Annotated in this window: 16 protein-coding genes, 2 tRNA genes and 1 pseudogene; 15 read left to right on the forward strand and 4 right to left on the reverse strand. The window is 50.0% G+C overall.

The genetic code is table 11. The features are described from left to right. The first annotated feature begins 24 nt into the window (after positions 1 to 24). The 14 genes from IPM31_03230 (at position 25) to surE (ending at position 15,520) form a co-directional block, all read left to right on the forward strand. The gene (locus tag IPM31_03230) at positions 25 to 969 is read left to right on the forward strand and encodes an ABC transporter permease (protein ID MBK9005986.1); all 945 of its coding nucleotides are present in this window, start codon (positions 25 to 27) and stop codon (positions 967 to 969) included. Between the two features lie 94 nt (positions 970 to 1,063). Continuing rightward, positions 1,064 to 1,861, forward strand: coding sequence for a hypothetical protein (locus IPM31_03235; protein MBK9005987.1), 798 nt, complete (start codon positions 1,064 to 1,066; stop codon positions 1,859 to 1,861). A 228-nt stretch (positions 1,862 to 2,089) separates the two neighbouring features. Next, on the forward strand, positions 2,090 to 3,118 hold the full coding sequence (locus IPM31_03240) for a Dam family site-specific DNA-(adenine-N6)-methyltransferase (GenBank protein ID MBK9005988.1): 1,029 nt from the start codon (positions 2,090 to 2,092) through the stop codon (positions 3,116 to 3,118). Positions 3,119 to 3,193: 75 nt separating this feature from the next. Continuing rightward, a complete protein-coding gene (locus IPM31_03245; protein ID MBK9005989.1) occupies positions 3,194 to 4,468 on the forward strand; it encodes an imidazolonepropionase in 1,275 nt (424 codons plus the stop codon). A 53-nt stretch (positions 4,469 to 4,521) separates the two neighbouring features. Then, positions 4,522 to 6,144 (forward strand): diguanylate cyclase, encoded by a 1,623-nt coding sequence (locus IPM31_03250; GenBank protein MBK9005990.1) that lies wholly within the window; start codon positions 4,522 to 4,524, stop codon positions 6,142 to 6,144. Positions 6,145 to 6,614: 470 nt separating this feature from the next. Continuing rightward, positions 6,615 to 7,514 carry an arginase gene (gene rocF / locus IPM31_03255; GenBank protein ID MBK9005991.1) on the forward strand — a complete coding sequence of 300 codons (900 nt, stop codon included), beginning with the start codon at positions 6,615 to 6,617 and terminating at the stop codon, positions 7,512 to 7,514. 97 nt (positions 7,515 to 7,611) lie between these two features. Beyond that, entirely contained in the window at positions 7,612 to 8,235 is a 624-nt protein-coding gene (locus IPM31_03260; protein MBK9005992.1) for a response regulator, read from the forward strand. Between the two features lie 54 nt (positions 8,236 to 8,289). Further along, positions 8,290 to 9,072, forward strand: a complete 783-nt coding sequence (locus tag IPM31_03265) for an inositol monophosphatase (GenBank protein MBK9005993.1) — start codon at positions 8,290 to 8,292, stop codon at positions 9,070 to 9,072. 69 nt (positions 9,073 to 9,141) lie between these two features. Then, positions 9,142 to 12,342, forward strand: coding sequence for a tetratricopeptide repeat protein (locus IPM31_03270; GenBank protein MBK9005994.1), 3,201 nt, complete (start codon positions 9,142 to 9,144; stop codon positions 12,340 to 12,342). A gap of 94 nt (positions 12,343 to 12,436) precedes the next feature. After that, the gene (locus tag IPM31_03275) at positions 12,437 to 12,625 is read left to right on the forward strand and encodes a hypothetical protein (GenBank protein ID MBK9005995.1); all 189 of its coding nucleotides are present in this window, start codon (positions 12,437 to 12,439) and stop codon (positions 12,623 to 12,625) included. 28 nt (positions 12,626 to 12,653) lie between these two features. Continuing rightward, a complete protein-coding gene (locus IPM31_03280) occupies positions 12,654 to 12,932 on the forward strand; it encodes a hypothetical protein (protein MBK9005996.1) in 279 nt (92 codons plus the stop codon). Between the two features lie 471 nt (positions 12,933 to 13,403). Then, positions 13,404 to 14,522, forward strand: coding sequence for an HD domain-containing protein (locus IPM31_03285; GenBank protein MBK9005997.1), 1,119 nt, complete (start codon positions 13,404 to 13,406; stop codon positions 14,520 to 14,522). Between the two features lie 52 nt (positions 14,523 to 14,574). Further along, positions 14,575 to 14,651 (forward strand) — tRNA-Arg (locus IPM31_03290). Positions 14,652 to 14,710: 59 nt separating this feature from the next. Next, complete coding sequence (gene surE, locus IPM31_03295; GenBank protein ID MBK9005998.1) at positions 14,711 to 15,520, forward strand: 5'/3'-nucleotidase SurE; 810 nt, start codon at positions 14,711 to 14,713, stop codon at positions 15,518 to 15,520. Between the two features lie 78 nt (positions 15,521 to 15,598). Here the strand turns inward: surE and trxA are convergent, their stop codons facing one another. Both trxA and IPM31_03305 read right to left on the reverse strand, forming a co-directional pair. Continuing rightward, positions 15,599 to 15,925, reverse strand: a complete 327-nt coding sequence (trxA, locus tag IPM31_03300; protein ID MBK9005999.1) for a thioredoxin — start codon at positions 15,923 to 15,925, stop codon at positions 15,599 to 15,601. 121 nt (positions 15,926 to 16,046) lie between these two features. Then, positions 16,047 to 16,873 (reverse strand): annotated as a pseudogene (locus tag IPM31_03305) (IS5 family transposase). 157 nt (positions 16,874 to 17,030) lie between these two features. Between IPM31_03305 and IPM31_03310 the strand changes: the two are divergent. Further along, a tRNA-Lys gene (locus IPM31_03310) sits at positions 17,031 to 17,102 on the forward strand. Between the two features lie 80 nt (positions 17,103 to 17,182). On the opposite strand, the gene IPM31_03315 is transcribed toward IPM31_03310, so the two are convergent. Both IPM31_03315 and IPM31_03320 read right to left on the reverse strand, forming a co-directional pair. After that, the gene (locus IPM31_03315) at positions 17,183 to 18,340 is read right to left on the reverse strand and encodes a hypothetical protein (protein MBK9006000.1); all 1,158 of its coding nucleotides are present in this window, start codon (positions 18,338 to 18,340) and stop codon (positions 17,183 to 17,185) included. Positions 18,341 to 18,374: 34 nt separating this feature from the next. Next, on the reverse strand, positions 18,375 to 20,249 hold the full coding sequence (locus IPM31_03320) for a VWA domain-containing protein (GenBank protein ID MBK9006001.1): 1,875 nt from the start codon (positions 20,247 to 20,249) through the stop codon (positions 18,375 to 18,377). Positions 20,250 to 20,261: the final 12 nt, after the last annotated feature.

The following is a 20,261-nucleotide window of genomic DNA, read 5'->3' on the forward strand; positions in this document are numbered from 1 at the left end:
CCTGAATCATCAGCCCTCGAAGGTATGAAAAACCAACCGCTCACCCCCGGTCAATTAATGTGGCGCAGGTTCCGCAAGCATAAAGCCGCGCTCTTCGCGCTCGGCGGGATGATCGTATTGCTCCTCTATATTTGGATGGGAGGGCTGGTATTCTCGCGCGGCATTTGCGCCCCCACCGGCGAATTCCTAACCGCCGAGGCATACGCCAATTGCAACGACACCGCGCAGAAGCTCCAGCCGCCCTCGCGCGAGCACCCGTTTGGCACCGACACGATCGGGCGCGATATTCTTGCCCGCACCATCTATGGCGGGCAGATCTCGCTCACCATTGGTATTTTTGCCGTGATCGTTGAGGTGGTTGTGGGCGTGTTGGTCGGCGCGATCGCGGGATATTTCGGCGGATGGGTGGACGACGTTCTGATGCGCATTACCGAGGCGATGCTCATTATTCCCAGCCTGTTCTTGTTGATCGTCCTATCGAAAGCGCTCGGCGGGAGCGTCCCCGAGATTCAATTCCTCGGGCGCGCGTTCAGTGGGAGCGTGGTGGTCATCATCCTCGTCATCGGGTTCACCAGTTGGATGTATCTCGCACGTATCGTCCGCGCCAATGTGTTGTCGTTGAAAGAAATGGATTACATCTCCGCCTCGCGCGCCCTCGGCGTTTCAGACGCGCGTATTATCTTCAAACATCTTTTGCCCAACACCATCGCCCCGATCATCGTCTCCTCCACGTTGGGGGTCGCCAACGCCATCACCAGCGAAGCCTACGTCAGTTTCCTTGGTCTCGGTGTGCAGACTCCCACCGCGAGTTGGGGCAACATGCTGGATAGCGCGGTGAAGTATTTGCAAACCGCGCCGTGGTTATGGCTTTTCCCGGGGTTGATGATCATGCTGACCGTGTTGTGCATCAACTTCATTGGCGACGGTCTGCGCGACGCGCTCGACCCGCGCAGCGCAAGGAATATTTGATCGAAAAGCCCGTCCCTCGGTTTACGGAAACTCACGCGCTCACCTCCCGGATATAATGACCGGGAGTTTTGACTCTCATCGTTAGGAGGATAGGATGAAACACAAGGGATTGTTCGGTTTTACGGTTTTCGTATTGTGCCTCTCCCTGGCAGGTATGTCGTGTGGGTTCTCAGACGTGTCTACTTTTTTCGCCACAGAGACCCCCACGCCTACACAAACCTTCACGCCAAGTCCCACCCCCACTCCCAGCGCGACCCCTACACAAACGCAGTCTCCCACGCCAGCGCCGACAGGAGTCGAAACCCATGAAGGCTCAGGCGGGACTACAGTGTTCATCGACTACGACAACAAGTTTCAACTCACCCTCCCTTCTGACTGGTTCATTATCCCTCTCAGCGCAAAGGATATCACCGAGATTCTAAACAGCATGGCGGAGGAGAATCCCGAACTGAAAGCGTCAGCCGACGCGTTCAAAAATCTCGATCCGGATGTCATCCGCGTGATCGCCGTCAATAAAGATTCGAAATACGTTGTAAAGGGATTTAGCTCCAATTTGACCATCACCGCCGTCAAGGATAAATTTTTGGCTGGGTTGCCAGTCTCGTTCGTCACAGGGTTCCTCGAGGAGGAGATGGAAAAGAACGGTGTGACAATCGTGGAAATGGATGAACTGGCGATTACCAGCGCAAGCGGCGTGGAAATCGGCGTCATGGAATTTATTCAAGATACGCCCACTGCCACTGGCGGCACAATTTCCGCCCAATCGCATATGCTCGTTTTCCAGACCAGCGGCGCCTTGATCATGGTCCAACTCGTCACGCCCAAAGAATTCGCCGGGGAACTCTTCCCGATCATGGACGACATCGCCGAATCCATAACACTACTCAAATAAAATCCATCTACCGGGTAGTTTTAAGCGGGGTACAGATGGACTTTTCAGAGCATCTTTCCAAAAATCTGCGTTCGCCTCTGCGATGGGAACGCCGCCGTCGCTTCGTGGTCAAATTGTTGCTCGTAGAGGGTGGAGAGATCAGATTCGGTGGCGGGACGGAGGAGGATGGGCATGGTGGGAGTATAACTGCAACTTGTTGGGTGTTGTATAATCTGCTACAGAGAAACGATGCTGAAACAAAGACAGGAACACCTCAAAGCGGAATTCAAGCAGGCATTGACTGAATTCGTTGAAACTTTCAAGGATCATATCTCCACGCCTGATAATCAATGGACAGTAAAAGTTCCGCCCTTGAAATGTCAGGGAATCAAAACCAAGTTGGTCGAATGGATTAAAGACCACGCTCTTCTCGATGAGAATGGGACATGGATCGAACCTTTCATGGGCTCGGGCGTTGTTGGCTTCAATATGCGCCCTCAACGTGCAATTTTTGCTGATGTTAACCCGCATATTATCAACTTCTACAATGCCATCAAGAAAGGCAATATCACAATAGGAATTGCCAAAGAATTTCTGGAGAAACAAGGCGCATTACTGAAAGAAAAGGGCGAGGATCATTATTACGAAGTTCGAGAGCGTTTCAATCAAACTGGCAATCCTTTGGATATGCTCTTTTTGAACCGCGCTTGTTTCAATGGAGTCATGCGATTCAACAAGAAGGGCGAATTCAACGTTCCTTTTGGGCATAAACCCGAACGATTTGCAAAAGCCTACATTACCAAGATCGCAAATCAAATTAAATATGTCGCCGATGCGCTGAGTCAATATGATTGGAATTTTGTCCCTCAAGATTTCAAGACGACGATTTCGTCTGCATCTGCAAATGATTTTATCTATTGCGATCCGCCCTACATTGGCAGGCATGTGGATTACTTCAATTCGTGGTCAGAGCAGAGCGAGCAGGAGCTTTACGATGCGCTCGCTTCAACACATGCAAAATTCATGCTTTCCACATGGCACAGCAATCAATATCGGGCAAATCCTGCCGTTGATAAATACGCTACTCGTTTCACTATTTTGACTCGTGAGCATTTTTATCACGTTGGCGCCAGTGAGAAGAATCGCAATCCCATGTTGGAAGCAATTATTCTTAACTACAATCCATTGCCACAAATAGAATTTCAAATGGAAAGGCAAATGGCTTTGTTTGAAAAATCGCAAAAGGATGATTATGTGGTTCCTGTGCTGAAAAGTTAGACGCTCGATTTGAGCGTCTTTTTATCTTCAGTTCGCTATCTAATTCTCCAATCCTCTAATTCTCTCCTCCTTCCCATGCTCATCCACTCCTCCTCCCAACTCCTCACCCTGCAAGGCGGTCCCCAGCGCGGACATGCCCTCGGTAACCTCGGCATCATCGAAGACGGCGCGGTTGTTGTCCACGATGAAAAGATCGTCGCGGTGGGAACGACGCCCGAACTCAAAGCATCCTATCCCGACGAACCGACTCTCGACGCCAGCGGATGCGTGCTCATGCCCGGCTTCGTAGACCCGCACACGCATCTCATTTGGGCGGGCGACCGCGCCGATGAGTTCGAGAAAAAAATGTCGGGCAAGCCCTACCTTGAGATTCTGGCGGAGGGCGGCGGGATCATTTCGACGGTCAAGAAGACGCGCGCCGCCAGCATGGAGACTCTTATCACGCAGAGTCGCTCGCGCCTTTTGCGTATGTTCATCCACGGCACCACCACCGCCGAAGCCAAAACGGGATACGGTCTGCAAACCGCCACCGAACTGCGCCTGCTCAAAGCTCTGCTCGCCCTCGACGATGAATCGCCGCTCGACCTCGCCATCACGTTCCTCGGCGCGCACGCCATCCCACCCGAATACAAGGACAACCCGCAAGGCTACACCGATCTCGTTTGCGAGACGATGCTGCCGATGCTCAAAGAATGGTGGGAGACTCACGCGCCGCGACTCTCACTCCCATTTGTGGATGTGTTCTGCGAGACCAAAGCATTCGACGTGAAGCAATCGGAGCAAATTCTCAAGAAAGCAAAAGGACTCGGATTCCCGCTTAAGATCCACGCTGACGAATTCGACAACCTCGGCGGCGCGACGCTCGCGGCAGAGTTGGGCGCGGCGTCTGCAGATCATTTGGTGGTCACCTCCGATGCCGATATTGCCGCGTTAGCAAAATCAGAGACGGTTGCCGTGTCGCTTCCATGCACACCGTTCGGGCTTGCGGAAAATCATTACACCCCCGCGCAAAAACTCATCGCCGCCGACGCCTACTTCGCCCTTGCCACTGATTGCAACCCAGGCACCACGTGGAACGAGTCCATGCAGTTTGTCATTGCGCTGGCGTGCCGCGCCATGAAGATCACGCCCGCCCAAGCCATCGCCGCCGCGACCATCAATTCGGCGCACGCAATCCGCAGGTCCGATTTGATCGGCTCTATCGAAGTCGGCAAACAGGCAGACATGTTAATCCTGAACGCGCCGGACTATCGTCACTTGGGCTATCGCTACGGGACAAATCTGGTGAGGCAAGTTATCAAACGTGGAAGGGCATATTCTGTGGATGTGGGGTATTATAGGACTGCTTGAACCGAAAAGACGGGGAAACCCGCCTTTTTTTATCCAACATGTAGGTTTTTTTCTTGAGTACTGAGTGGATTTTCTTTGCTTCAATTCTATTGGCGAACTCGCTGATCGCCGCGTTCATTGCGGCGTTGTTGGCGCGCAAGCCCCAAGCGCCCGGGCGCAGGTCTCTGTTTTTCATGCTGGTCATGCTCGCCGCGTGGAGTTTTTCCTACGCGATGATCACGCTTTCCTCATCGCTGGAAACGAAACTGCTATGGCTCAAAATCGAGAATATCGGTATCCTAACGGTGCCCATATTTTGGTTCTTCTTTGCCTTGCGGTATAACGGGTTGGATGGATGGCTAAACCGTTATACCGCTTCATTATTCTTTATCCTGCCCGGGATCTCGCTCCTCTTTCTGTTTTCGGAACAGTGGTTCCACTTGTATTACGCCTCCGTTAGCGAGGTGTCTGAGGTTGGCGGCCCGCTGATGATCGAGCGCGGACCGTGGTACGCCGTCGCCCTCGTGTATGCGTATCTCGTAAGTCTGGCGGCGATCATTTTGCTCATCCGGCGCGCGGTTCAGCATCGAAACATTTATCGCAGGCAGATGTATGCGCTGATCGCCGCGGCGTTGATTCCGATTTTGGCTAATGTGGTGTATCAACTGGCGCTTAGTTTTCTGCCGAAATCCGCTCTGCACATCGATCTGACGCCCATCTCTTTCATGGTCTCCGCGGTGTTGATCGTGATCGGCGTGTTTGGGCTGCGCATCTTCGATCTCATCCCCATTGCGCGGCACACGGTGCTGGAATACATTCCTCAGATGGTCTTTGTGGTAGATGCCCACGACGTGGTTGTGGATGCAAACACCATTGCGCAAAAAACACTGGGCAAAAGCATGGATGCGATCGTCGGCAAAGATCCGCTGGAAGTGTTTCAGGATTGGCCCGACCTTCTCCATCACTTCCTCGTTGCCAATGAGTCGCGGAACGAGATCCAAATTCCCGGTGACCCGCCGCGCGCGCTGGAAGTGATGGTGACCGCTTTATACAATTCAGAGAACCAGTTCGAAGGGCGCGTGATCGTCGCGCACGACATTACCGAGCATAAATGGTTGGAAAACGATCTCACGTTTGCCAATGAGGCGCTCACTCGTCAACTAGAGGAGATCAATCAACTGCGCGATGAGTTGCGGGAACAGGCGATCCGCGATCCTTTGACGGAAGTGTACAACCGCCGCTATATGAACGAATTTTTGTCGCAGGAAGTGGCGCGGGCGGAACGCGATGGGACTCCCCTTTCCGTGGTCATCATGGACATGGACAATTTCAAAATGTTCAACGATACCTACGGCCATAAATGCGGAGATATTGTCCTGCAGGAGATCGCCGCGTTTCTCATTCAACACACGCGCAAAGGAGATGTGGTCTGCCGTTTTGGCGGGGAGGAGTTTGTGATCCTTATGCCCGGCGCCACGCTTGAAAAAGCGTACGAACGCGCCGAAACCTGGCGTCAGGATTTTGCGGATACGACCATCGAGTATGAAGGCATGAAGTTGAGCGCCACTTTTTCGGCGGGCGTGGCATCCTACCCCCTGCACGGCGACACCGATGAATTTATCTTGCAAGCCGCCGACCGGGCTTTGTACCAGTCGAAGGATGCCGGTAAAAATAAAGTAACGATGTACAATTTGTGAGTCTTTCAATCTGTATCAGCGTTTTCAGCGTTCACGCCGCACTGGCGCTCGGCGCAAGTGTCTGAGTCCTGTTTTAAAACTGTCAGACACTGTTTCTTAAGTACACGGATACTTCGACACTCCTTTCAGTCGCAGTACACGGATTTGACGGATGACACGGTCAAACACGAATTTTGAAATGGTAGCTCTACCGTTTTTAACGGGAAACCATTTTTCAAACACAAAGGACACGACGGTCACAAAGGAAAAACACAAGGAATCTTGGCTCTTTCCCCACTTTGTGTCGCTTCGACGAACTCAGCGCAAGACTTTGTGTCCTTCGTGGTGAGGCTCTTTCCCGTTGGTTACGGGACACCCGAAATGGTTTTCTCCGTGAAATCCGTATAATACGTGTCTAAACAAAGACTTAAGAAACACTCTCGCTCGCAGGTAGTAAATCCTTGGCGACAAAATTATTTTAGGAGTAACCCATGCAAATCGATATCATCGGCGTGCCCATCGACCTCGGCGCGGATCGCCGCGGCGTAGATATGGGGCCCAGCGCAATTCGATATTCAAGCCTTCGACAACGCCTCGAAAGTTTGGGGCATACCGTGGAAGATAAGGGCAATGTTGAAGTGGCGATTCAAGAGACCTGTTCGATCACCGACCCCAAACTCAAATATATTGACTGCATCGTGCCGATGAGCCGGCGAGTGGCTGGGGCGGTCGCCACCTCCATGCAAAGCGGGTGTTTTCCGCTTGTCTTGGGCGGAGACCACAGCCTTTCGATCGGCTCCGTGCGCGGCGCGGCAAAGCAAAAGAAAATCGGCGTGATCTGGCTGGACGCGCACGGCGACTTCAACACACACCTCACCACCCCTTCGGGAAACATTCACGGAATGTCGTTAGCCGCCCTATGCGGCCTCGGCGACCCGCGCCTCACCGCGCTCTACGATGAGCCGGGGCCGGTCGTCGACCCCGCGAAAGTTGCCATCATTGGCGCGCGCGATCTCGACCCCGGTGAAAAAGAAAACCTGCGCTCTGCCGGGGCGCTCGTGCTCAGCATGGAACAGGTGGACCGCATCGGCATGGTCGCGGCGTTGGAACAATGCATCGAACGCGTCAGCCGGAATGTGGATGGGATCTATCTCTCGATGGATTTGGACGCGCTCGATCCGCGCTTCGCTCCGGGTGTGGGCACCCCGGTCGCCGGTGGGTTAACGTATCGCGAAGGACACCTGGCGTGCGAAGTGGTGGCGGAAACCGGCAAACTCATCGGCATGGATGTTGTGGAAGTGAATCCTATTCTTGATGAAAAAAATCAGACCGCGAAGATTGCCGTGGAATTTGCCTGCTCGGCGTTAGGCTCGCGCGTCTGGCAGGGTTGAGTCGTTGAGGGCGCGAATCGCGCCGGGAAACTGTAGCAGTTTCATGTCAGAGCATGAGGCGGGTTTGTCCATCCTAGGGATACGGTAAAATCGGGTTATGTGCGCCGCCTATGGACCCGTCTTGATCGTCGAGGATGTTCCTAATGTTCTCGAACTGCTTGAAGTGACTCTGCGATTTAAAGGCTATTCTGTGCTGACCGCCCGCAATGGCGAGGAAGCGCTCGAAGTGGTTGCGCGGCAAAGGCCCGCGCTCATCGTCACCGACATTTTGATGCCTAAACTGGATGGCTACGCCTTCGTGCAAAAATTACGGCTCAACCTCGAAACGCGCGCCATCCCGGTCGTTTTCCTTTCCGCCACTTACGTTACCCCGGAGGATAAGGATTTTGCCTTGAGCCTGGGCGCCTCGCGCTTCATGGAAAAACCCATCGATACTGAAGATTTCCTGCTGACAGTGGCAGAACTTGTGACCCAGCAACCATTTACCCAGCCCTTGCCACTGGATATGGAAAGGTTTTATCAAGGCTATCGCACCCGTCTTGAAAATAAACTGCGTCATAAAAACACGCAGATCATGCGAGCTGAGCGGTTACTCGGCACCCTGCCCGCCGATCAGCGACCAGCCTTCGAAGCGCTCTTACAGCAATCGATGCGCGACCGCGATGAAATACAGAATGAACTGTACGATATTTACAAAACACTCGACGAATTAAAAAAATAGTTCATTCACAAGTGCGGCGGGCGAAAACCCGCCGCAATACGTTTCGGGAGTCTTATGCAACCAACGCTATCGTACGTCGAAGAACTTGCGCGAGGGGCGGGGGCGATTCTGCGCGACGGGTATGACAAGGAACACGAGGTGAAATATAAAGGCGTGATCGATCTCGTCACCGAGGTCGATCATCAATCTGAGGCGCTTCTACTTGGGAAAGTTCAATCCGATTTTCCCGGGCATCATATCTTCAGCGAGGAAAGCGGGGTTATTCACGGAGACGATGAACATGTCTGGTACATCGATCCGCTGGATGGGACGGTGAATTACGCGCATCACCTCCCGATTTTTTCTGTGTCCATCGCCTACGCGTTTCGCGGCGCCTTGACGTTTGGCGCGGTGTACGATCCGCTTCGTGACGAAATGTTCTGCGCGGAACGCGGCAGTGGAGCATACTTGAACGGCAAAAGGATCAAACCGGCTGGCGTTACCGAATTACAGAAGAGCTTGCTCGTGACTGGATTCCCCTACGATACGTGGAATACAAAGCAGGATAACATGTCGAATTTCTCGCATCTCGCAAAGTTGACACAGGGCGTGCGCCGTCTCGGCTCGGCGGCGTTGGACCTGGCATACACCGCCGTAGGAAGGCTGGACGGGTTTTGGGAACTTTCCCTGCACCCGTGGGATGTGGCGGCAGGCGGGTTGATCTGCGAAGAGGCTGGCGCGCGCGTCACGAATGTGCATGGCGGGGCGGATTATCTGACGCCCCCGCTGTCCATTCTTGCCACAGCCCCCGGCATCCATGCGCAACTGCTGGGAGAATTGAAAAAATCCTTACTCTAAAGTCTCCCTAAAAGCGCGAAAGTGTGATGAAATTTGGAAGATTTCAACGGGAACGGCTAATTCCGTCCAATGACAAAATCATCCATCCCGATCAGTAAAACGAAGATCATTATCCCGAACCGCCGGCGGGAACTGCTCTCGCGCCCGCGCCTGCTGGAGAAAATGAACGGGTTTCTGGAAAACAAGTTGATCTTGCTCTCTGCCAGCGCGGGGTATGGTAAGACGTCTCTGCTCATCGATCTTGCCCATCAGGCAAAAGTTCCGGTGTGTTGGCTTACCTTAGATCCGCTGGATCGCGACCCGCAGAGGTTCATGGCGTACTTGATCGCATCGCTGGCAGAGCGGTTCCCGAAGGTGGGCGAAGCGTCGCAACCACTGTTGAACAACCTGAAATCGATGGAAAGCGACGCGGAAGCGCTTCTCGTCGCCTTGACGAACGAGTTATACGATCAGGCGGAAGGCGATTATTTCGTGATCCTCGACGATTTTCACTTGTTGGATGATGTGGCGGTCGTTGCTTCGTTGGTCAACCGCTTCTTACAATTAGTGGATGAGAACTGTCACCTGATCATTTCCTCTCGCACCCTGCCCGAACTCGATGATGTCACCCTCATGGTGGCGCGCGAGCAGGTGAAGGGTTTGAACCATACCGACCTGGCGTTCCAGCCGCGTGAAATTCAGGCTCTCTACATACAAAACCACCACGAGTACCTGGCAGATGAAAAGGCTAACGAATTTGTGGAGAAATCGGGCGGGTGGATCACCGGCATGGTGCTTTCCAATTCCACCGAGGTGCAATTTTCAGGCAAGGATACGTTTGCCTATTTGGGGAAACAGGTGCTCGACCAGCAACCCCGTCATGTGCGCGAGTTTCTTCTGCGAACATGCCTGCCGGAGGAATTCAACGCGGAGTTTTGCGAGATCGTGCTGGGTCCGTTTTATGGAGCGCCGCAAAATTGGCTTAACCTGATGGGCTTCATTTTGGATAAGAACCTGTTCGTTCTGCCCTTGGAAGATGGGCGCTGGCTCCGATACCATCCTCTCTTCCGAGAGTTTTTACAAACCCGCCTGCGGGAAGAGTACCCCGAAGATATTCCTCTCTTATTGAAGAGGATGGTCACCGCGCATGAAGCGGAGGGCGAATGGGAAAAAGCCTATTACACCTGCAAACAATTAAACGACCCCAACACGCTTGCAGAATTGATCGAACGGGCTGGCACGCCCATGTTGCAAACGGCGCTGATCACGCTGGAAGGCTGGGTCAACAGCCTGCCACCGGCTGTGATCCGCTCGAAGCCGGGGTTGATCTCGTTGCGAGGGATGATTTCAGCCATGAAGGGAAATTTACCCGAAGCAAATGCTTTGCTCGACATTGCAGTTGAAACGTACCAAAGAGAGCATAACCAAAGCGGCTTGGCTCTTGCGTTGATCCGCCGCGCGCACGCCCTGCGATTGCTTGCAAAATATGAAGATTCGATCAAAGATGTAAATAATGCCCTCAAAATAGCCGAAACGGATATGTCGATGCAAACGCTTTATGCGGAAGCGTTAAGAACTCGAGGATTAAATTATTATCGTTTGGGGCAGGCACGAAATGCCGTCGAAGACCTTGAACGTTCACTCCACCTCTACAACGAGTTAAAGGAAACCGGCAGCATTTCGATGCTGTTAGTTGAGACAGCCATGGTTCGAGCGACTATTGGAGATATCGAAGTCGCGAAGAATTTGTATCAAGAAGCGTTAAATCGATTACGCCGTGAAAAGAATCTTTATACCCAGGCGAATACATTGAACAATCTTGCGGTGCTTTACTTACAAGTAGGCGAATATGAATTCGCTTCGGATAGTTTTGAAGAAGGGCTGGAGTGCGCTCGCAATAGTCGTAATCAACACGCCGAAGCGTTGATTCTGACCGGGTTGGGCGATCTATATACTGAAATCGAAGAGTTTGATGCCGCTGAACGCGCCTATGAACAAGCAAGCATTGTAGCTGAAAGTTGTTCCGCTGTTTTCATTGTAAACTATCTGATTTTGGCGCGCGCGAATTTGGCGCTTCTAAAAAATGATGTGAACACAGCGGATGAACTGCTCAAAGAATTTAGGAAGAAATTAAAAATCAATCCATCAAGTTATGAACGCGGCTTGTGGGCTTTGCTACAAGGCAGGCTTTGCTTCATAAATGGTGATTTCAAAAAAGCTATCATTCACCTGAATGACAGCAAATCGCGTTTTCTACAAGACGGCCGCGATGTGGAATATTGCTGGTCTGTTATATGGCTGATGGCTGCATACAATCACTCTGAAGAGAAAGATAAAACCCGGCTGGAATTTCAAAATATTATTGAGGGGACAAACCACTTGCAACATGCCTTGCTGGTTGCCTTGCACCAGGCTTCGTCTTGGCTTGCGTTACTGCAAACGGACACTACTATTGGACGCCAATTTAGCAGATTGTTTGAAAATTCCCGAATATTAAGCGAGAGGTTACCATCTGTGCGCAGGATTCTGCGCAGGTTTGCTCAAACTATTCAAATGCCCACTGCTAGCATTAAAATCAAGGCATTAGGGCGCGCCGAAGTTGTTGTTAGCGGCAGGGCGGTTAACGTTTCCGATTGGCGCACACAATCGGTTCGAGATTTGTTCTTTTATTTCTTATACAACCAGGAACCGGTCACAAAAGAACAAGTGGCTGAGATTTTATGGCCCGATATCGATGATCCAGACGCTATACGAACAAAGTTCAAGCACGGTATTTATTGGCTTCGTCGCGCTGTGGGACGAAATGCGATCCTGTTTGAGGATGAATATTACCGATTCAATCGCGCGATGGACTATGAGTATGATGTAGACGCATTCGAGTCCTTCCTGAAGAAAGTCTATCAAACCCAGGATTTGATCGAGCGAATCGGGCTATATCGCAAAGCGGCAGAATTGGTGGAAGGTCCATTTCTTGCTGATCTCGACGCGGATTGGGTCCTGATCGAGCGGGAGCGGTTGGGACGTATCTATCGTTCTGTTTTAGATGAGCTTGCGCAACTATATCTGGATACCAACCAATTTCAGGAATGTCTTGCCACTTGCAAGAAAGCAGTTGAACAGGATCGTTACAATGAAGCGATTTGTCAGATCGAATTGCGGGCATACGCGGCGATAGGTGACCGCGGGGCTATTGTGCATCGGTATCATGAGTACAAAACCTTGCTAATGAACGAGTTAGGGTTGTCTCCTTCTGAAGATTTTGACAAAATTTACATCGAATTAACTATGTAATACTTCAGATTTGTCTATACTGATTTTGTAGCCTGTTTTGTAGCCTGGGGGCGAGTATCATGGGAAAAAATTTGAAAGAAAGAGGAAACATCCCATGAACAACAAATTCTCCCTGCATACACCTGCCGATGGTTGCACTGGCGGACGCCGATCTCCTGCTGACGGTTGCACTGGCGGACGCCGATCTCCTGCTGACGGTTGCACTGGCGGACGCCGATCCCCTGCCGACGGTTGCACCGGCGGACGACGATCTCCTGCCGACGGTTGCACCGGTGGGCGATAGGCTGTTAACTTGGAAGTAGGAGAACATCATGGCATTGCTCACCTTTGACACTTACAAAAAACCATCCCTGGGCTATCGCCAGCAGTCTGTCAAACGCGCGGGACTCCATCGCTTATTTGCCGCGGCTGTAGTCAGCGGACAATTTCGAGAAACGCTCCTCAAAACACCCGAGGAGGCGCTCGCGAACGGATACCTGGGACAACCCTTTGCCTTGTCCGATCGCGAAGCATCCATCATTAAATCGATACGGGCTGAAGATCTGGCTGATTTTGCCCAACAGGTAAACCAGGCGCTGCAAGGTGCCTAACCAAACTGGCTCACCTTGGGTGACGCGGTGGAATTGGGGGGCATGGTGACAAGGGATTCACTGTGCCCCGCGTCCGCCGTGTTTTTATTTTAATGCCTGATGAACAATCAATTCACAGCGCGTCCGGCAGATTCCCTGCTCGAATCGATTCTCAAATCATCCGCCGATCTGGTTGTAATTCTAGACGCTCGCGGGAACATCTTAGATTACAAGTTGACCGCCCCTCACCTGGCTGAAAAATTTTCAGGGGAATTTCATTACCAGCGAATAGGCGAACTGCTTCCCTCAAGAAACCACCCAGGCGGGCTTAAGGAATTTTATCAAAGCGGTCATACCCTTCCCTTTGAGTTCTCACTAACCACGTTTGATGGCCAGAAATTTTGGTTCGACGGACGCTTAACCTGCCTTTCCCCCTCCCAACAGATCCTGTTTTCGCGAGACATCACAAAATACAAACAATCTGAATTGAGAATGCGGCAACAGTCGCAGCGGATGACGGGATTGCGAAGTATCGATCTCGCCATCGCCTCCAACCTCGACTTGAACCTGCTCCTCCCCCTCCTGCTTGAGCAAGCAAACACCCTCCTGCCCGCGGATGCTTCCACCCTCCTGCTGATGAATTCTGAAACCAACCTGCTCACCCTGGCGGCATCGAGTGGCTTCCGGTCAAATACTCACCCATCAGTCTTTCTCAAACTTGGGACCGGATACGCGGGGCAAGTAGCGCTGGAAAGAAAACGTATCCACTACCCAAACATCACCGGGAACGCGCAGGGCGGCGACCTGCCATCCTATCTACAAGGTGAAAAATTTGTCTCCTACATGGGCTCGCCGCTTATCACAAAGGGGCGCATTCTTGGCGTGCTGGAGGTATTTCATTCCTCGATTCTAAATCCGGACGCGCCATGGCTTGAATTTCTCGACATTCTTGCGGGGAGGGGCGCCATAGCCATCGACAATGCTATTTTGTTCGAGAATCTGCAAAAATCCAATGCGGAACTGGGCATGGCATACGATTCGACCATCGAGGGCTGGTTGCGCACCCTGGACTTTCGGGATCGGGAAACTGAAGGACGCACCCGTCGGGTGGCAGATATGACAGTGCAACTTGCGCTTGCCTTGGGCGTGGCAAAGGAAGAGTTGATCCATATTCGCCGCGGCGCCATCCTCCATGATATTGGCAAGGTCGCCATTCCTGATGACATTCTCCTCAAGCCCGGTCCGCTCACAGAAGATGAGTGGAGCATCATGCGCAAACATCCCGTCGTTGCCGTGGAATTACTAACCCCGATCAACTATCTATCTCCCGCGCTCGATATTCCACACTGGCATCATGAACGGTGGGACGGCACCGGCTACCCAGATAATCTCAAGGGCGAGCAAATTCCCTTTTCGGCGCGGGTATTTTCCATTGCCGATGTATACGATGTCCTGATCTCCGAACGCCCATATCGGAACGCATGGACAAAGCAGAAAGCCATCGAATACATCAAAGAACAAACCGGGAAATTATTCGATCCCGGAATTGTTCCCGAATTCCTGAAACTGGTTCATAGCAATGAGTTCTCCCCGGCAGATTGGCGTTCGTAGCGATTAACTTGACCAGCCTCCGTTTCTGAATTAAAATCCCCGCCTGCCAAATGCCCTCGTAGCTCAGTGGATTAGAGCGCTTGCTTGCGGAGCAATAGGTCGCGTGTTCGAGTCGCGCCGAGGGCGCCATGATGATGAGGAGCGGTTACCCGCTCCTTTTTATTTGCAACGTGAAAGTAGGAAGATTCATGTCAACCACAAAACCACAAATTCTCTTAACCAACGACGACGGGATTCGCTCGCCCGGCTTGTGGGCGGCCGCCGCTTCTCTTTCGGACGTTGGGTTTGTCACTGTGACCGCGCCGCGCGACCAATGCACCGGCATGGGGCGCAGTCTGCCCAACACGTCCGATGGGATCATTCGCGAGGAGCGCGTGCAGGTCAACGGTCAGGAATGGAGCGTGTTCGCGGTGGGCGGGAGTCCCGCGCAGGCGGTCCTCCACGGAATTTATGATGTAATGAAACGCAAGCCTGATCTGGTCGTTTCGGGGATCAATTACGGCGAAAATGTCGCGTCGGGCGTGACCATCTCAGGGACGGTGGGCGCGGCGCTCGAAGCCGCCTCGCTGGGAATCCCTTCGATGGCAATCTCACTGGAGACCGATTCGAAATATCATCTTTCATACTCCACCGATGTGGAATTCCCAATTGCCGCGCAGTTTGCCGCGAAGTTTGGCCGCATGTTATTGGAAAAGAAGTTTCCTTTTGATGTGGATTTGCTCAAGGTGGAAATCCCCTCCGATGCCGCGCCAGATACCCCCTGGCAATTGACTCGCGTATCCCGCCAGCGGTATTACGAGCCGACTCCCGCCGAGCGCGCGTCATGGGATGAGCCCGGCACAGTTGGCTACCGCGCGAATGGAGATTTCGACCGCGAACCCGAAGATACGGATGTGTACGTTCTGAGAAAAAAGAGGATGATCTCCGTTTCCCCGATGAGTTTCGATCTGAGTTCCCGCGTGGATCTTGCCGAACTCGATCAGTTGATGCGGAAGTAGTTTTAAACACGAAGGCACGAAGTACACAAAGGTTTTTATTTCTTTGCGTTCTTCGCGCCCTTGGCGGTGAAAAGGTTTTTAGTTAAAGTGCGGGCTAAACCGCGCCACCAATTTCTCTTTCGGCATGAAGCCAGTGATGCGCTCCTTGATCTCGCCGTTCTTCATGAATAACAGGGTGGGGATGCCCATCACGCCGAACTGCATCACAAGGTTAGGATTCTCGTCGGCGTCAATTTTTACCACTTTGACCTTGCCATCCCATTCGCCAGCCAGTTGCTTGACCACAGGGTCGAGCATTTTGCACGGCTGGCACCAGACCGCGCTAAAATCAACCAGCACGGGTTCGCTGGCGTTCATCACTTCGGTTTGAAAATTCTGTTCGTCTACATGTAATAAGTCAGCCATGGTTACCTCTTGCTTGATGGACGCATTATATTTTGAATGTCTTACATTTGGGAAGTTAACCGCTAAGCCCGCGAAGTTCACTAAGAAAACCAATTAAATCTTTGCGTTCTTAGAAATTATCTCAAAAGGCATTCTGAGCCAATCTGCGAAACCAAAGCATAGCGCAGGCAAACTGAAGCAGGGCGAGATAGTTTTTCGCTTTCTTTTCGTAACGGATCAACAAGCCGCGACACTTGGATAACCATGCTAACGTTCTTTCCACCACCCATCGTCGAGCAGGATGCTTTTTTTACCCCTGCTCAACTTCTCTTCACCAATACGGCGAACATGCCCCGTATAGCGGTGCTTCTCTATCGCCGCCTTGCCTGTTGGGTTGTCATAGCCTTTGTCCAAACAAAGATGTTGAGGCTTTGCTTTCGTTACTTTCGGTCGTTCCACCACAATGGCTTCAATCGTTTTGTCCAACAACTTCGTATCGTGAACATTTGCCCCCGCGACAATAATCGCAAGCGGCCCGCCCAACCGATCCGTCAAAAGGCTCTTTTTCGAGCCGTTTTTGCCTCGATCTGTCGGGTTGGCTCCAATTTCATCGCCTCCCGAACGAGCCTTGCCCAGCGTGCCATCCGCGGCTTGCCATTCCCAATCCACCAGCCCCAGTTCTTCACATTCCTCCAGCAACAATGCCCAAAGCTTGGGAAACAAATCGATTTCCACCCAATGTTGGAACGTTCGATGAATTGTAGAATCATCGCCATACACGCGTGGAATGTGATTCCATTGACACCCCGTGCGCATCCGAAAAATCAAGGCATCCAAAACATTGCGCGGATGGATGCGCGGTCTGCCCGTTTCTTTGGGTGGGTCAAATTCCAAGATGAGCGGTTCCATGCGCTTCCATAATTCATCGGGAACCTCCCAGATAGTGGGTAGTGGCGTCTTTTTCTTCATCGTTGGGTTTCCTTTGTTGGCACTGAAATTATATGCCCTCAAAGAGTTTTGAGATAGTTACTTAGCGCCATTTCGACAAGCTCAATGCAAGCCTTCGCGGTAAAAATTTGTTGACGCTCACTTTCCGTCGTGTTAGAATGCCCTTCGCTCGATACGCGGGCGCGTAGCTCAATGGCAGAGCAGCGGCCTTTTAAGCCGTTTGTTGAGGGTTCGATCCCCTCCGCGCTCACATGAAAATCCTCCGTAAGGAGGATTTTTTGTTGACGCTAAGGAAGTCATTGCATAAAACACAAGAAAATGAAAAACATTCTATTTTTTTGACATGTTTTTCGAGTGCTCTTTCTTGCCCTTTGGTTCATTTGAATGTCGGACATGCTCCGTCTCATTCTTCCCATCCGTATCAGATAATTGTGAATCTGTTTCGGAAGCAAACTGCCTACTATAGTACCAAATAAACACTAAAAGTCCCTCAATTCCTAATAATATCCAAAGAACCTTTCCAAGAGCAGATATGAAAATCCTTGGATTAAAGAAAACCAGAAATACTGCCAAAGCTACAGAGATAAATCCCAGAAGAATTATTGTTGAGGATGAGAATTTTGACTGCAGTTCTGATTTTTGTCGTACTCTCTTGATGACTAACCATGTAAATAAAATTATTCCTGCAATCGGAAATACTGCATCAATAGACCCGAGTAGCAGGTAGATGGTAAATGTAATAAAAATCATAATCGCGAAAACAGCAGATGATCTTTTATAGTCATTTATAAATTCATTACACCAAACAGGAGTAGGAAGATACTTGTTTTCAGGATTGAAAATCTTTTCTTCATCCTTTGCTTCCTTATCGGTTCGTATTAAAAACGTTGAAAGTAAAATTAACGTCAATATGAAGCCATTTGACCAGGGAGGTAGCAAAACATGTTCCAGAAAGTCAATTTGAAGAGCTCTGGGTCCCGATTCGACAAATGGTATTTCAGCCTCCGCAAAAAGCTGTTGAGGCTCATCATCTCCTACTTTCAGTAAAACGCTGGTTATGCTGGTATTTGCTTGTGTAATAAACGATACTCGCCCATTTGCAGTTGATAGTGGTTCGATAATTGGAAATTCTACAAGACTGGAATACACATCTGCATTAAAAACATTCGGTATTAATAGAGTGGGAACTTTGGGATCAGCTCGGGTTATGAGATATACTTTTACATCATTATATGGCTTCTTGCTTTCGTTTTTTACATGTACGTGCACTGTTGCTGGTCCTGCTGCATAAAAGTAACGCGGAACGTCAACCCATATAGCAAGCTGTTCCGCACTCTTATCAAACGACCTGTCATGATCGAAATGATCTCTGTATTCTTTCAATAATGTGCCAAAGAGACAAAGGTAATAAATAAGAAACATAAATATAGTGTTGATTAATGCGGCTACCCAACTAGAGCGCATATTTGGAATCGGAAGGTTGTCCATGTTTTTTACCTCATTTAGGTATCAGGTCAAGTTATTATTTTGGAACAATGTCAGGTACAGTGATATTGCCGTCGCAGTTTATTGTATTAGTGCCTATCCAGCATTCCCATGCTTTTGCTTTGGTTGTTATCGATTCCTTCCATATAAAAATCAGCCTGTTAAAACGATAGTATTCAACGATGTGTTTGAACGTTTGGAGCGTATACGTATATGTTAATGGAAGGCTTTGCTCATATTTCATACAGCTATATTGATTTGGAACACCTTGTGAGAGATGGCACGGTTGTGAAAAACTCAGCTCAGAAGCCTCTCCCTTAACCATGAAATTTACCTGTTGAAAAGTCGCCTGATTTGAAACTTTGTTTCCAAGATCAATCAGCTGGTCGTAACTCAAATCACTAACTAGAAATATTCTTGGTTGAGAAGCGACATTGTGAAATGCCAAGATTACTTCAGTTGCTTCTGGAGTATTATTGTTGGTTAACAGCGTTTGATTGGGAGGAGAAAACACAGGTTCAAATTTGATTGGCAATGGATATTTAACCTCCCATGCCGGGTTGTTGTGGTTCTTAGATTTGAATCTGATTTTTATATCAATGGGTACGGGATTCGGAAATGGTTGTGGGAACCACTGCGCTTGTCCCTGAATAGTGTCGAAGTCGATACTCTGCATGAAACTGAAATTACCATTTGATATTGGGACGGAAGACCCATTTGGTCCGACTATATCTACCTGGAAACAGTCTTTCCAGTTTCGTAAATCATATTCTGATAACACATCGTCTTTGATTTGGAAGTTAAAAACCCTTGTCTGATTATTTACAATCTCAAGTGGTTGCCTGTTTTCGGTGCTTAATATTAATTTTAAATCTTCGAATGTGTGCGCTTGAATAAATAACAACCAATGATTTCCAGGGTTTGGAAATAATAAACTGTATTGCAAGCACCCATTCGTTGGCTGAAAAGAATGGTCGGATTGCACCTGGGTTACATCCCAAAAGTCGCCAGTGATAGTTTCTTTGATACTCAGATGTGAATTGATGTCTTTATTCCAATATCGGAAGAAAGATCCCGTATACCCCCCAGGTATTGTTATTGCGTCTAGATAATTTGTAGATGAAATCGCCAAGCTATAAGGAAGAAAAGGTTTCAAATAGTCTAAAAGGTACCTGCCCGCATCTTCAACACTACTGAAAACATATACCGAGCCTTGGACTCCATTAATATTTGTTTGCCACTTAGCAATATCGCTCTGAATAGACGGTATTTCTGGGCAAATTAAACCCACAAGTACTATTAAGTCTTTGTTTTCGGTTATTTTGTTAAGTTTTTCCAACACTGCTGTAGGGCTTTCCTTCCAAAACCCTCCGTCTGTAAGGATGACCAAATATTTAATAATTACAGATTGTTCATTTATGTCGTTTACAGCGTTTTGAATTGCAGTGCTGTAATTTTGCGAGTCGCCTGTAACGGTTAATTTGTCAACTCGTGGGTATCCCGGATTCACTACTTGAGGGGGAATTAGTGATATATAGCCATTGTTATTAACATTCCCAAAACTACTAACTCCGACGTGTAGGTTATCAGCAAGTGGCTCGGGAGTTGTACGCAAGATATCTAGCATATAGTTAACAAAGTCGAATCGTCTACCGTCAACTTCGCCACAATCCTGTCTAATGGAATTAGAGTTATCTATTAAAAATTGCACCCCTGTTGATTCTGGCGTGGCTACAACAGGCTTTAAGTTGAGCGTAACATCAGTTGGTGGGGGAGTAACTTCTATAATGGGAGGTGTTGATGTTGGAGTAGGTGTTATTGAGGATGTTGCGGTTGCGCCATTCCCTCCTCCACAGGAGGAAAGCAAAATAGAAGTACACACCATCCAGCGAACAAGCCATGCGGCTTTCATAATTTCCTCTCC

It is taken from the genome of Candidatus Defluviilinea gracilis (assembly GCA_016716235.1).
GTDB classification, from domain to species: Bacteria; Chloroflexota; Anaerolineae; order Anaerolineales; family Villigracilaceae; genus Defluviilinea; species Defluviilinea gracilis.